Consider the following 14,917-nt stretch of genomic DNA (forward strand, 5'->3'; position numbering starts at 1 on the left):
TTATACCGGAACTAAAACGTTTTTTAAAATATCGTTTACTTGCGCTTCACCTGACTCATTATGCAAACCTAAACGATGCTGACACACACTTGCAAATACGGCTTGAACATCCTCTGGCATTACAAAATCACGACCATCAATAAAGGCCCACGACCTAGCCGCTTTAGCAAGAGCCATACTGGCACGCGGTGATAACGAAGATGCAAAAGCGTTGCTTGTGCGTGTGTAATTAACAAGCTCTATAATGTAATCAATAACCGGGCTACTTAAAGTAATTTGGCTTATCTGGGTTTGAATTGCCGCTAACTCTTGTTGGTTAATACGCTTAGGTAACTGACTGTAATCTCGTTTTTGCATATTCAAAATTAAGCGTTTTTCGGCTTCTTTAGGTGGAAAACCTAAGCTAATACGCATTAAAAAACGGTCTAATTGCGACTCAGGTAACGGGTAAGTACCTGATTGGTAGAGCGGGTTTTGTGTTGCAATCACAAAAAATGGATTTGGCAGCGTATATTTTTTTCCATCAACTGTTACTTGTTGCTCTTCCATTGCTTCAAGCAACGCACTTTGTGTTTTAGGCCCTGCGCGGTTTATTTCATCAGCTAAAACAACTTGGCTAAAAATAGGGCCTTTATGAAACGTAAAACTGTGCTCGGTAGAGTTAAATACATTAGTACCCAGAATATCAGCAGGCAGAAGATCACTGGTAAATTGAATACGCTGATACGATAAACCTAACACAGCTGACAATGCATGAGAAAGAGTGGTTTTTCCCATACCAGGCAAATCTTCAATGAGTAAATGCCCTTCGCTAAATAAGCATGTAAGTGCCAGTTTTATTTGCTGTTGTTTACCAAATATAACAGTCGAAAGATCTTCTATAATCGCAGTAACAGTACTATGCATGCTAACCTTATTATTATTCTATTATTTCAAGACGCTTCATTACAGTGTCGACTTTTTTTGTGTTAAAGGGTTTTGCAATAAAGCCTTTAGCACCCATTTCCCACGTGTTTTGTACGTTTTCGAGACTATTGTGGCCCGAACACATAACAACATGAGTGTGTGGGTAAGCACTATTAATGTATTCCAATATCTCTTCACCGTTAGAGTCAGGTAAATCGACATCTACAAATATTACGCCCGGCGGTTTATTGTCCATAATAGGTTTAGCAGAGCTAAAATCAGCGCTTTCTAATATATCTTCAAACCCTAAGTCAGTTAAAATTTGGTTTAGATAATCACGAATTTCCTTAACGTCATCAATAATGAGGATGGGCTCTAGCGGGCGAACAAATTCCATATGTAGGTTACTTCTATTTTGAATACATCTAAGTGCTTTAATACTAAGCTAACCCCATCATAAGCTCAAGAACGTTACTTAAAAAACACTAATAAATAAACTGTTTATAGGTTTTCCCAACAGCCTATTTTAAAGGATTACCTGCTTTCATATCTTCTACTAACTTATATATACATTAGTTGTATTGAACAATAATGACGCATCTACAATAAATCCCTTAATCCAACACCTTATTTCCTCAAAGTTTGATGTAACAAATTTGCTACTTAACTTATTGATTCAAAAATATTTACATATAAATTCGATTTTTTGTAAACGTTTTGTAATAAAAAATCGTTGACCTTCCAAATTCATTCTGTGATTATGCTCAGTAGATGGGCTTATGCTCACAAGTGTAATTTCATTAACTATTTAATGTTTTGCTCAGATAGCCTCATCTATACACACTGAATTAATACCAATTTCATTAAATGAATATGTAATTTAATAAAGTTGGCATCACACACCACACTAAATAAAGAGCTTATTATGTTGAATAATAAAAAGACTAAATTTGCAATTTCTCTCATAGCGGCAGCTATGGCTACATCGGCTCCAGCACAGGCTGATATTTCTGAATATTTAGATCGCGTTGACGTAGACTTTTTACTAATGCAAAACTTTCAGTCAATTCAAGCTAAAGACGGCGCATTTCGCCCAGAAGATGAAGAACAAGAATCAGGATTTGGCCGTATTAGAGCTAATCTAATGCTTAAATTTCATATTAACGAGTTCATCACTGCCGATATAGATATTGCAGAAGAGCCTAATGACTTTGGTGGCGAAGATCGTGACTTTTCATTTCACAACGATTTTGCAGGTGTTGAATTTGACTTACTAGGTCTATATGGCACACCAAAAGAAAACGCAAATTTAACACTGCGTTTGGGTAATATTGGTGGCTCATCATTTCAATTTAAAGGTTTTCAAGACGGCGCAGATAACCAAAATAATGCACTTATTGGTAATGGTATTACCGATTACGCAACCGCCGAAAACGGCGCACAGCTAAGTTACAGCGAAACTTTCGATAGTGGTGTAGTACGTGCTTATAATGTTACAGGTCACATTACGACTTCTAGTTTCGGTGAAGCCTTTCAAGAAGACAGAGGTTATAACTACCGACTTCAAGGTACTCTAGAATTTGAAGGTGGCTTTAAAGCAGGCTTAAACTTATTAAAAGCGAATCAAGGCGACCAGTTACGTTTTGAAAATGGCGTAGCCAGTCTTGATGGTGTAACCACAACAAACTATCGCTTTGGCGATGGTGAAAACTATAACTTCTCAGCGTCACCTTCAAACGAGCGTGACACTCACGTTGGCGCAATGCCAGGGCTTGAGCAATCAATCATCCAGCTTAATTTAGCTTATCAACCATCTGACGAAACAAGCCTAATCTTTATGGTTGGTAAATCATCTGATGATTACACATTTGCAGATGCCGCTGGTAATGCAGTTGCCGGTATTACCTACTTTGGTACAAACGGCATAGCTGATGAAAATGGCACTACTTTTGATTCAAACAGTGTAATAGAAGGCGACTCATCGGTTGAGTACTTCGTGTTTGAAGCACAACAATATCTAATCCCTAAAAAGTTATATGTAGCGGCTCGTTATGCAGAAGCCGAAAACACTTCCGACTTAATTGAACAAACAGACAACACAGTAGAGCGTATTCAAGTAGCCGCAGGTTACTGGTTTAACGATAAAACGCTTTTAAAAGTTGAGTATGTTAACCAAGAAGAAGGTGTTAATTCGGGCGGCCAAATCGGTAAAGGATTTGACGGCTTCACTTCTGAGATCTCTGTTAAATTTTAAGTCATTATCCAACTAGTCTAACTATTTGTACAAAGAACCTAAAAAGGGACTTTGCGGGCAGTTTTATGTTTTAAAACTGCCATAAATAGAATTGGCAATAGATTAAAATTTAATAGCACTTGTTAAAACATAACGTGTATGGGGAATACCCGATGAAAAATAAATTAATTATGCTCGCGTGTGGCTTCATAAGCATGGGCGCTGCGGCAAAAGAAACAATTACAATAGCGACTGTTAACAACGGTGACATGATCACCATGAAAGAATTAAGCAATGACTTTACCAGCCAAAACCCTGATATAGATCTAAAATGGGTCACCCTAGAGGAAAATATTCTTCGCCAACGTGTCACTACCGATGTAGCAACAAAAGGCGGCCAATACGATGTTATGACCATAGGTACTTATGAAGTACCAATTTGGGGCAAACAAAATTGGTTAAAAGAGTTAAATAATTTAGGTGAAAATTACGATTTAGACGATTTAATCCCAGCAATCCGAAGCGGTTTAACGATTAACGACAAACTTTATGCTGCCCCATTTTATGGCGAAAGCTCAATGGTTATGTACCGCACCGATTTAATGGATAAAGCGGGGCTGACAATGCCTAAAGCCCCAACATGGGACTTTATACGCAAAGCTGCTAAAGCGATGACAGATAAAAAAGAAGGTGTTTACGGCCTTTGTTTACGTGGTAAAGCAGGTTGGGGCGAAAACGTTGCGCTTATTACATCAATGGCTAATTCGTTTGGTGCTCGTTGGTTTGATGAGAATTGGAAGCCACAGTTTAATACTCCAGAGTGGGAAAATACCCTTCAGTATTATGTCGATGTAATGAAAGAGTCAGGACCTGCTGGTTCATCTGCAAACGGGTTTAACGAAAACCTTGCACTATTCCAAACAGGAAAATGTGGTATTTGGATTGATGCAACCGTTGCAGGCGCATTTGTTACTAATAAAAAAGACTCAGAAGTTGCCGATAAAGTAGGGTTTGCACTTGCGCCAGATAATGGTCTAGGTAAACGCGGTAACTGGTTATGGTCTTGGACTTTAGCCGTACCGGCAAGCAGCAAAAAACCAGATGCCGCAATGAAATTTATTAGCTGGGCGACATCAAAAGAATACACTCAACTTGTAGCTGACAAAAAAGGTTGGGCAAAAGTACCGCCAGGTACACGTAAATCACTTTACAGTAATCAAAAGTACATGGACGCAGCACCGTTTGCGCAAATTACCTTAGATTCTATCCAATCTGCAGATCCTAAAAATCCAACCGTTAAACCGGTGCCTTATGTAGGTATTCAGTTTGTTGCTATTCCTGAGTTTCAAGGAATTGGTACAGCTGTTGGGCAACAATTCTCAGCAGCATTAACTGGCCAAATGACCGTTAAGCAAGCGCTTAGTACGTCTCAGCACCTCGTTGAGCGAAAAATGCGTAAAGCTCGCTATCCTAAATAGCATGTAATGGGCGGGTAAGTACTCAAACTTACCCAATATTTTATGTCAATTCTATTTACTTGTTAGTTATAAACGCTATCAAGGGTTTCTGATTTTCACTTGATAGTTAACAAGTAAATAGAATTGGCTTTTTTAAGGTCACCTTTATGGCAACAACTAACTCGCGCACGCTTGCTCGGTTTATGCTTCTTCCAAGTGTAATTTTATTACTTGCTTGGATGATAGTTCCGCTGTGTATGACACTGTATTTTTCTTTTATTGATTACAACTTACTCGTTCCAGGGGATAAAGAGTTTGTAGGCTTTTTAAACTATGAATTTTTCCTAACTGATCCGGCTTTTTTTGAATCATTTTTTAACACGCTCTACCTAGTAACTGGGGTTTTACTTATCACTATTTGTGGTGGTATTGGCTTAGCTATTTTACTAGACCAAGCAATATGGGGACGAAACTACGTTCGCATTATGGTACTAGCCCCATTTTTTGTAATGCCAACTGTGTCGGCATTGGTATGGAAAAACATGCTAATGAACCCAGTTAATGGCTTATTTGCACACTTTGCTATTTGGCTTGGCTTTGAACCTATCGACTTTTTTGCTCAAATGCCGCTATTTTCAATCATCATAATTGTGTCTTGGCAGTGGTTACCGTTTGCAGCTTTAATACTGCTAACAGCAATACAATCACTCGACCGTGAACAATTAGAAGCGGCTGATTTGGACGGAGCTGGCCCATTTAGTAAGTTCTTTTACATCGTTTTACCGCACTTATCGCGCGCTGTAACTGCGGTTATATTAATCGAAACTATATTTTTACTGTCAATTTTTGCTGAAATATTAGTTACAACCAGCGGTGGTCCTGGTTATTCGTCAACCAATATAACGTACTTAATTTATACGCAATCGCTACTTCAGTTTGATGTAGGCGGCGGTTCGGCAGGGGGCATAGTTGCAGTTATTATTGCAAATATAGTCGCTATATTTTTAATGCGCTTAATTGGCAAAAACTTGGAGGGTTAATTATGACTATAAAAGATAGCCGTCGTTCCAAACTAATTTATACCATTGCTGCATGGACAATAAGCGGCATGATTTTCTTTCCAATTTTATGGACGTTAATCACCAGTTTTAAAACCGAAGCCGAAGCAATTTCAGCAAGCCCAAGCTTATATGCGTTTGATTGGACGCTCGAAAATTACCGCGATGTACTGTCGCGCTCGCCATACTTTAACCATTTTTGGAACTCTGTAGTTATATCGTTAGGTTCAAGTTTACTGGGGTTATTAATTGCGGTACCTGCTGCGTGGTCTATGGCTTTTGTACAAACTAAAAAAACAAAGCATTTATTAATGTGGATGCTTTCAACCAAAATGTTACCGCCAGTAGGCGTACTTATTCCGATTTATTTATTGTTTCGTGACTTTGCGTTACTCGATACAAAATTAGGTTTAGTGATTGTAATGACACTCATTAACTTACCAATAATGGTATGGATGCTTTACACCTACTTTAGAGAAATACCAAACGAAATACTTGAAGCTTCACGTATGGATGGCGCAACAATTGGTGAAGAAATATTTCATGTTTTATTGCCAATAGCCTTACCGGGTATAGCCTCAACGCTATTGTTAAATGTTATTTTGTCGTGGAACGAAGCATTTTGGACACTTATTTTAACCGCTGCAAATGCTGCACCTTTAACGGCATTTATTGCCAGTTACTCAAGCCCTGAGGGGTTATTTTACGCTAAGTTATCGGCAGCATCTGCCATGGCCATTGTGCCCATTTTAATACTTGGTTGGTTTAGTCAAAAACAATTAGTGCGTGGATTAAGTTTCGGCGCAGTAAAATAGGAGAATACACATGGGCAGCATCACACTAAAACAAGTCACTAAAAACTTTGATGAAGTTAACGTAATTAAACCGCTCGACTTAGAAATTAAAGACGGTGAGTTTATCGTTTTTGTTGGTCCATCGGGCTGTGGTAAATCTACATTACTTCGTATGATCGCAGGTCTTGAAGATACCACCAGTGGTAATATAGAAATTGATGGCATTGACGCTACAAAAACACCGCCTGCAAAAAGAGGCTTAGCAATGGTGTTTCAATCCTATGCGTTATATCCGCATATGACAGTGCGTAACAATATTGCTTTTCCTTTAAAAAGAGCCAAGGTTAGCCCTGCAGAAATTGAAAGTAAAATTGCTAACGCCGCTAAAATTCTAAATTTAACTGATTATTTAGACCGAAAGCCTGGGCAATTGTCGGGCGGTCAGCGCCAGCGTGTAGCGATAGGGCGCGCAATTGTACGTCAGCCTTCGGCATTTTTATTTGACGAACCACTTTCAAATCTTGATGCGTCACTACGTGTAAATATGCGTTTAGAAATATCTGAATTACATAAAAGTTTAGCTACAACAATGATTTATGTTACACACGATCAGGTTGAAGCCATGACAATGGCAGATAGAATCGCGGTATTTAATGCCGGTATTATTGAACAAGTAGGCACACCTTTAGAGCTTTATAAAAACCCTGTAAACAAATTTGTAGCTGGTTTTATAGGTTCGCCAAAAATGAATTTTATAGATGCTCCACAAAATGAAGATGCGAATGTTAGCTGTATTGGTATACGACCAGAGCATTTAACACTCTCTACTGAGCAAGGTACTTGGGCTGGAACTGTAGGTGTAATTGAGCATTTAGGATCGGAGAGCTTTTTACATATAAATATTGAAGGCAAAGGTACCGTAACAGTAAAAGCGGATGGTGATTGCCCATTAAAATATGGCGACAGTATTTACCTAAGCGCACCGGCAGATAAAGTATTAAAGTTTGATAATAACGGTTTAACTATTCGCTAAAGCCAATTTTTAATTACCTTAAATAGCACCTTTATAAGGGTGCTATTAACTAAATTCTAATTACATAATCCTATGAAACCTAGGTATTTTTTATTAAGGGATGGTATATTTACAATTATAAATAACAAAAACGTTATTGATAAATAGATATTCCAAAATTAATAAAATAATTTATATAGCAGCACATATAATTAAAATTATGTAATGAAAATAAGGATTTAGTTTTCCTTCTATTTTAAGAGGTTTACGTGGTAAAGCTATCAAATACAGAAATTAGAAAGCTAGATGATGCAGCCAGAGCAGGGTGGTTATATTATGTTGGCGGTAACACACAAGATGAAATTGCTAAAAAGCTAAATATATCTCGTCAATCTGCACAAAGAATGGTCGCATTATCTGTGAGCCAAGGTCTAATTAAAGTTAGACTTGACCACCCGATTGCTAAATGTATGGACTTGGCCGAAAAATTAAAAAGCCGTTTTGGGTTAGATTCGTGTGAAGTTGTACCGAGCGATCCGTCTGAACCATCGTCTACGCTTGGTTTGGCTCAAGCTGGCGCGGCTGAAATAGAACGTCATTTAAAATCAGAACAACCCAAAGTACTTGCTATGGGAACCGGTCGAGTTTTACGTTCATGTGTAGATGAGCTAAGAACTGTTGATTGTCCGCAACATAAAATTGTAGCAATGCTAGGTAATATGGCTTTGGATGGATCGGCTTCACCTTATGATGTTGTAGTAAGAATGGCCGAACACACCAATGCAAAACATTACCCAATGCCATTGCCAGTTTTACCAAGAAGTATTGAAGAAAAAGAACAGTTACATGCACAACAAAATATTACCGGTAATTTAAAACTCGCTAAAGATGCCGATGTAACATTAGTGGGTATTGGTAGCTTAGGTGAAAAGTCGCCATTACATATAGATGGTTTTATTGATGCGCAAGAACTTAAAGAGTTACAAGATCTTGGTGCCGTTGGTGAAATGATTAGTTGGGTGTTTGATAAAAACGGTAAGCTTTTAGATTGCACAGTTAATCAGCGTGTAGCAAGTACGCCATTAAAAACAAATGCTAACAAACAGATTTATGCGATAGCTGCTGGTGAAGAAAAAGTGTTGGCCATTTTGGGCGCAGTAAGGTCAAACATGATCAGCGGATTAATTACTAACGAATATACAGCTGAGCGTTTATTAAGTATTGATTAAACAAATTGATAAATAAAGTATCTGTATTAGTAATACCTGTTATTGCAATAAAGCCACTTAATGTCCGATACCGTCTAGTATTGGACATAGTAAGGGCGCATTTAAGCGCTCTTTCTATATATGCATTAACTACCTATAATTTATATTATGTTAAATAGCATAAATAAATACATAACCAAGTTACTCACCTTCATTAATTAACGTATAAACGCGATATTTTGACTATTTAATAAGCATTAACCTACTTATCTTAATAGTTAGTGCCTTACCCATTTACGGTATTAGGTTCTTGAACATATAAAAATACCGCTTGGTTATTAATATAATCAAGCGGTATTACAATGATTGCCTATTCGCCACTTTACCCAATCAAACTTAAAGTATTGAAACAAATAGCTTTTTAATAAACCTAGTAATTCACTAGAATGTTTTATTATTCATAAATTCACTAATAAGCTCAGACACTTTATCTGGATGTTCATCAATAACCCAATGAGCGGCTTTATCTATCCAAATCAATGATGAATTTGGAATTGCTTCTTCTAACATTGGCGCATACTTTGGCTTTTGAAACTTGTCTTCTTTACCCCATATTATGAGTGTTTCATGAGGTAAGCTTTTAAGATCGCCTGTAATAGCTTCGGTATATTCTTTATTGAGCCTGCGCATGTTACTAAATAAAGCGGCTTTTCCTTTTTCATTACTCCATGGTGCTAAGTATATTTTCATCAACTCTTCAGTCATTACGCTCGAGTCGTAAACACCTTTGGGCATGAAATCTCTTAATGTATCCACAAATTCAGCTACAGTTGTTTTTTCTTCTACACCTGGTTCTAGCAAAGGTTCAAATTCTGGTATTGGCCAAGAGTCAAAACATACACTATCAATTAAAACCAACCCGTTTACTTTATCCGGATGATTTACAGCCATTAATTGAGCAACACCACCACCAATATCATGTGCAGCAATATTAACTTTAGAAATACCGAGTTCTTCCAAAAACTTACACATTATTCTACATTGCGCATTTATAGATACATCGGTGTTAATTGGCATATCAGATTCACCAAAGTTTAGTAAATCAGGCGCTATTACTCGATATTTTGATGCAAGTTTTGGCATCACATTTCGCCATAAAAATTTATTGGTTGGTATTCCGTGTATCAATAATAAAGGTGTTCCTTGTCCCATTTCTTGATAAGCAATTTGATGACCTTCTACTGTAACGTACTGTGTCTTGTTCATAATTTTGCCTCTTTAACTTTAAAAATTATAATATTTAGTAAACTATAAAATTAGAATATAGCCTTATAAAGCAAATTCCGTCCCAATATGAGTATTTATTAGTTATTAAAAAATCTTAATGTTTTAAAAGTTAAACCCCTGTGATACGTGGGCTCTAGGCTAAATAAATTTACTGACTTTATAATATTGCAGTGTTTAATAATTGTGATTATCAAACCGCTTTAAGAAGTGTGAAACGATGACTCGTATACATGCAACAATTACAAAAGCGTAGTTTGTAATACTTTGAAGGAATAATTTGAAATAATTATTCTTATTAAAGAACTTTTACAAATTTAAATACATTAAAGGTTCATATACGCAAAAGCACTAATAAATATTAGTGCTTTCAAAAATTATAATTTAACTTTTTAGTAAGCTATAAATAAAAAATAGTTAACCGCCCTACTGTTTCTATTTATCATTCCAAAAAATATCTAATATTTTCTATTAATACACTTTGCTTAACTGGCTTCAATAACAGGCCGTTAAACCCAAGCTTCACATACTTGTTATCACTATTTTCGTTTTCACTAAATGTATGAGCGATAATTTTTGTTGCTGATGCGTCAGCATGCTTTCTTATTTTTAGCATTGCGTCGGTGCCTGTAAATTGCGGCATTACTATATCCATTAAAATAATATCGTAAATATTTTGAGAAACCATAAGTAGCGCCTCTATAGCACTTGATGCGAAATCTATTAAAATATTTTCTTCGTTAAGCATTTTTCTAATTACTATTTCTATTAGCAAGTCATCATCTACTAAAAGCAGTCGTTTAGTTTTATTTATTGGCGTTACTTTAAACTCGATAACTTCAGCCATATTTTCAATAGTGTTTTTCATGTTTTACCTCATTACTGTTCCAGTAATATACGCTAATTTATAACGATTTATCTTTTAAAATGCGTGTTATTTGATTTATTAATACACCTTGTTTTACTGGTTTTAATAGCATGTCATCAAAGCCCTGGTTAACGTATTTTGAATCTGTATCGGGTGTCGATGTATGCGCAATTATTTTAGTTTTCAAATTGTCACTGTGTTTTTTAATTTTTAACATAGCGTCAGTTCCCGACAATTCTGGCATTACTATGTCCATTAAAATAATGTCGTAACTGTTTTGCGATACCATCAACATCGCTTCTATTGCACTGCGCGCGTAATCTATTTTAATATTCTCATTTTTTAGCATCGCTCTAATTACAATCTCAACAAGAGGATCGTCATCAACCAGTAATAGCGTGTTTTGGTGTTTGTTAGTTACTAAACTCGCTTTTACTAAACTCGCTTTTACTAAATCATTATTTGTTAATGAGCTACTTGGTACTCCTTGCTCGTTGCCTTTACCTTGTTTGGTTGCTATGTTTACCAACATAGAAAGTGATATCGTTGATTTATTCGCGTTACTACTTATAGTTATCGCTTTACCACCTAACATCTTAAATATTGAAATAAAAAACTTTAACTCTAATGACACGTCTTTATCATCTATAAAGCGCGTTATATCATCACCCGATATACTTTTAAGCTCAGTTATAAAGTTACTACTGTCGATCAAATTACTTAATGAAAAATCGAGGTGTAAGTAATTACGTTTACTTTCATTTTTAATCTGAGCGTTAATTGAAAGCGTTGTATTATTCGATGAATCCAAAACCTCAGTCACTAACTGAATAACCAATTGAGAAATTAACTTTTCATCGCTTGCGACCGTTAATTCAGGCGTAATATTATTTTTAAGAACGATTCTTTTATTTTCAGCCTCTTTAGCTAAAATCGATATATTATTATTGATCATTTGATTTAGGTTTACGTTTTTGGCCTGAAGCTTTAACTTACCTATTTCCGATTTATTTATATTTACGAGTTGTTGAATTACACTTTCGAGCTGGTCGCATGCATCAGAAATATTCCCCACATTGTTTTTAAATTCGTTAAAGCTTATTGGATCTTTAGATATTTCAACTAATGACTTTAAAGATGATAAAGGCGTTTTTAACTGACGACTAAGCCTTGTAACAAATTTTTCTTTTAATTGATTTGTCTGTTTTGATTTTTCGAGAACATCAGCGAGTAAACATTCTTTTTGATGTGCCTCTGTATCATCTCTAAAGTAGCAAACAAAGCCATTAAAATCTGTATGTCTTTGTAATACAGTTATCCACTTCCCGTCTGTAAAACCTATATCTATTAATTGGTTACGGTCATCATCAAGCTTATGATGTTCATGGTAGTGATTTATAATATTATGCTGCTGCGCAATACTTATCAGCTGGCTATACGATAGCTGACTGTTTTGTTTATTCACCTGTGCAAATAAAAGATTAAAAGCATTATTGGTAATCACAGGAAGTTCGTGGCTATTAAAAATAGCAAACCCATGCGGCAGTGCATCCAGAGAACTTGAAAAAAGCGCTTCTCTATTGAGTATTAACTGATTTTTTTGTTTTATTTCACTGTGTAAACGCCTTGGCAAACGTAAAAAATAATACACAAACGCGAATACACAAAAAGAGATTAACCCTAATCTAATTAAACTGTATTTAGTTATTTGTGGTCGTACTATTTTATTCATTGGTTGCACATGCAAGCGCCAAGTAGGTGGAAAACGACTGCTTAAAGCGCTAATACTACTTTTAATTATACTCGGGTTTACTTCTCCTTGTTTTCCTAAAGTAAACTGTGGTGTTGCTATAAAAACGTTATAATTTTCAGTGTTTAATTTTCCAATAACGGCTTTTAAAAACTTACTTAAATCAAATGCTGTAAGTGTATAAATAGAGCCTTTTTTTATTTTTATTTCAGAAATTAAGAAGGCCGTATCAGCAACCGTAAATACTTCTACTGCTTGTTTATTTGCTCTTTTATTAAATTTTTCTAACCAGTTTGTAAACCCGTACGCGGCTAAATCAAAATTATTTTTTGACCAAAGTGCAAGCTGGTTATACTCAGAATCAAACACAACATACCCTTTGTAAGTTAAATTTTGTGAAACCTGACTCTGCACTAAATTGTTAAGCTGCTCTTTTGTATAGTTATTTTGGCTTTGCAAAAAGCCTGCAATAACTAAATCTTTTTGAGATATATACAATCCTTGATTATCAAATCGCTCTAATGCATTAAATAACGTTTTACGTAATTGCTGGGTTTGTTGATTGTAGTTACTTTGCAGCTCCTTTTTTTCAATAGTATAAAGAAGTAATGCAGTGAATGAGCATAATACTAATGCAATTAAAAATGCGACGGGCGCTAAACTAAATACATGAATATACTTTTCACCATAATTTTTTTTCTCAGGCTTAGTACTTTGATTACTTACTGAATCTGAATTTTTATTTAACTGTGTCTGCAATAATTGAGCAAATGAAATAAACTGATCTTTTTGTGAACCTATTAATGTTTTAGGTGCTAAATCGGCCATCAGCACTACGCCAATTAATTTATTAGTGACACTATAAATTGGATATTGTGCATAAAAACGAATTAATTTGTGCGTGTTGTTTGATACATCATCAAAAAAGGTATCTTCAAATAAATATAGTTTTTCTTGTGTGCAGCGTTGTTGATAGCTTAATAACTCATTTTCGACGCTTTCTTTATCGTTGCAGGTTATTAACTGCTCTGAATAAACCTCTCTAAAATCGATAAATTTAACAATTGGAACATCATAAAACTGTTTTAGTAGTGTTAGCGTTTCTTTAATTTCTGTTGATATTTCATCAGTTTGTGTATCTTCTAAATTAGCATGTGAAGTAAATATATTTGAGGCGTTCATTGACGTTCTCCTTCCCCTTTTGGGGGAGTATGTATCCACGTTGTACTGTTTTGGCTGCTATGTACTGGCAGTAAAACTTTAAATGGTGGTGTTAAGCTACTAAGTGCAGGTTCGCCTGTGGTGATATTAATTACTTGTTCTGCATTAACTAAATTAAGTGATGTTTTGCAATATGTAATGCCTGGCTCAATCCCTATTAAGCTCAGTGTTTCACTAATAATAAGGTTATTTACTAAATCAATACCGGCGAGCTCAAATGTAGTTTGTAAAATAGTGAAGACGAGTGTCTCTACAATGTTTTCATCTTCTTCTAAGCGTGTCCCTTCTGGGCAGCATATAGTGCCAAGCTCTATATCAAAGTTTGTTCCTATAAGAACGAACTTAAGCGCTTTAAGTGCATCTTTTAAGAGGGATTCTACTTCGGGTAAATATAAATCAAGTATGTCGCCTTGCGATTCGTACCCTGCTTGGCATGTGTCACATGATAGCGCCAACTCTCGACCGTCGGCTCCTACAAGTGGACGACCCAAAGCGGTCAAGCCAACTAAACAACTGCTGTCGGCCGGTTGCTTATCTATTTCAAAGCTTTCACAAGGTGAGCCTGTTACTACTTTTTGCGATACATAACGAGATAGAATTTGTTCACTATTAGCTGGGCATTGTTGTGGCGTACTTCTTAATAACTGACCAATAACGGTATTACCTAACTGCCCTATTGCATAATTTGGACCTTGCTGTAGTGCATTTATATAACTTACATTACCGGTATTATTTAGTTTACTCACACCTTGGCTGTCTGTTGCTTCATCGCTTAAGCCCTTTAAACACGGATTACCTTGGCAATTTGGAGCATCGTAATAAACAGCTTCTCGTGAGGTAAACCTATCATCTCGTATGCCAATTAGCGCTCTGTATGTGCTGTTTGCCCCCCGGTCTGTATAAAATATGAGTGGTGCTTGGTGCTCATCAAAACTTACTGCAATACCGAGTGGTGTATTATTAGCATCAACGACAGTAATTTGATTATCTACTTTAGTTTGATGGCGCTTAATAAGGGCATCCCTTACTAAAATCACCCCACCAATTGAGCCAATAATTAAAATTGTAATAATTAATATAAGCTCAATAGTAAGTATGTACCCTTGTTGATAATGCTTTTTCATAT

General features: G+C 36.0%; 12 protein-coding genes. 6 read left to right on the forward strand and 6 right to left on the reverse strand.

The window, feature by feature from the left end:
* A complete protein-coding gene (locus I6E72_RS14300) occupies positions 1-906 on the reverse strand; it encodes an AAA family ATPase (protein WP_165721882.1) in 906 nt (301 codons plus the stop codon).
* A gap of 13 nt (positions 907-919) precedes the next feature.
* Complete coding sequence (locus I6E72_RS14305) at positions 920-1,303, reverse strand: response regulator (RefSeq protein ID WP_096793086.1); 384 nt, start codon at positions 1,301-1,303, stop codon at positions 920-922.
* A 528-nt stretch (positions 1,304-1,831) separates the two neighbouring features.
* Between I6E72_RS14305 and I6E72_RS14310 the strand changes: the two genes are divergently transcribed.
* The 6 genes from I6E72_RS14310 to I6E72_RS14335 all read left to right on the forward strand — a co-directional run bounded on the left by I6E72_RS14310 (position 1,832) and on the right by I6E72_RS14335 (position 8,689).
* Positions 1,832-3,160 carry a hypothetical protein gene (locus I6E72_RS14310; protein ID WP_197112798.1) on the forward strand — a complete coding sequence of 443 codons (1,329 nt, stop codon included), beginning with the start codon at positions 1,832-1,834 and terminating at the stop codon, positions 3,158-3,160.
* A 152-nt stretch (positions 3,161-3,312) separates the two neighbouring features.
* On the forward strand, positions 3,313-4,617 hold the full coding sequence (locus I6E72_RS14315) for an ABC transporter substrate-binding protein (RefSeq protein ID WP_197112799.1): 1,305 nt from the start codon (positions 3,313-3,315) through the stop codon (positions 4,615-4,617).
* Positions 4,618-4,763: 146 nt separating this feature from the next.
* Positions 4,764-5,636, forward strand: coding sequence for a carbohydrate ABC transporter permease (locus tag I6E72_RS14320; RefSeq protein WP_002960879.1), 873 nt, complete (start codon positions 4,764-4,766; stop codon positions 5,634-5,636).
* Positions 5,637-5,638: 2 nt separating this feature from the next.
* Positions 5,639-6,469, forward strand: a complete 831-nt coding sequence (locus tag I6E72_RS14325; RefSeq protein ID WP_002960878.1) for a carbohydrate ABC transporter permease — start codon at positions 5,639-5,641, stop codon at positions 6,467-6,469.
* 10 nt (positions 6,470-6,479) lie between these two features.
* A complete protein-coding gene (locus tag I6E72_RS14330) occupies positions 6,480-7,481 on the forward strand; it encodes an ABC transporter ATP-binding protein (protein ID WP_165726033.1) in 1,002 nt (333 codons plus the stop codon).
* 248 nt (positions 7,482-7,729) lie between these two features.
* A complete protein-coding gene (locus I6E72_RS14335; RefSeq protein ID WP_197112800.1) occupies positions 7,730-8,689 on the forward strand; it encodes a sugar-binding transcriptional regulator in 960 nt (319 codons plus the stop codon).
* A 420-nt stretch (positions 8,690-9,109) separates the two neighbouring features.
* Here the strand turns inward: I6E72_RS14335 and I6E72_RS14340 are convergent, their stop codons facing one another.
* From I6E72_RS14340 to I6E72_RS14355, 4 genes are all read right to left on the reverse strand, one after another.
* Complete coding sequence (locus I6E72_RS14340) at positions 9,110-9,934, reverse strand: alpha/beta fold hydrolase (RefSeq protein ID WP_197112801.1); 825 nt, start codon at positions 9,932-9,934, stop codon at positions 9,110-9,112.
* A gap of 460 nt (positions 9,935-10,394) precedes the next feature.
* Complete coding sequence (locus I6E72_RS14345) at positions 10,395-10,820, reverse strand: response regulator (protein ID WP_010552799.1); 426 nt, start codon at positions 10,818-10,820, stop codon at positions 10,395-10,397.
* A gap of 37 nt (positions 10,821-10,857) precedes the next feature.
* Complete coding sequence (locus I6E72_RS14350) at positions 10,858-13,752, reverse strand: ATP-binding response regulator (RefSeq protein ID WP_197112802.1); 2,895 nt, start codon at positions 13,750-13,752, stop codon at positions 10,858-10,860.
* On the reverse strand, positions 13,749-14,915 hold the full coding sequence (locus tag I6E72_RS14355; RefSeq protein ID WP_197112803.1) for a hypothetical protein: 1,167 nt from the start codon (positions 14,913-14,915) through the stop codon (positions 13,749-13,751). The genes I6E72_RS14350 and I6E72_RS14355 overlap by 4 nt, the downstream gene beginning before the upstream one ends.
* Positions 14,916-14,917 lie beyond the last annotated feature (2 nt).

The sequence above is a fragment of the Pseudoalteromonas sp. NSLLW24 genome (assembly GCF_015864725.1).
GTDB lineage: Bacteria > Pseudomonadota > Gammaproteobacteria > Enterobacterales > Alteromonadaceae > Pseudoalteromonas > Pseudoalteromonas arctica.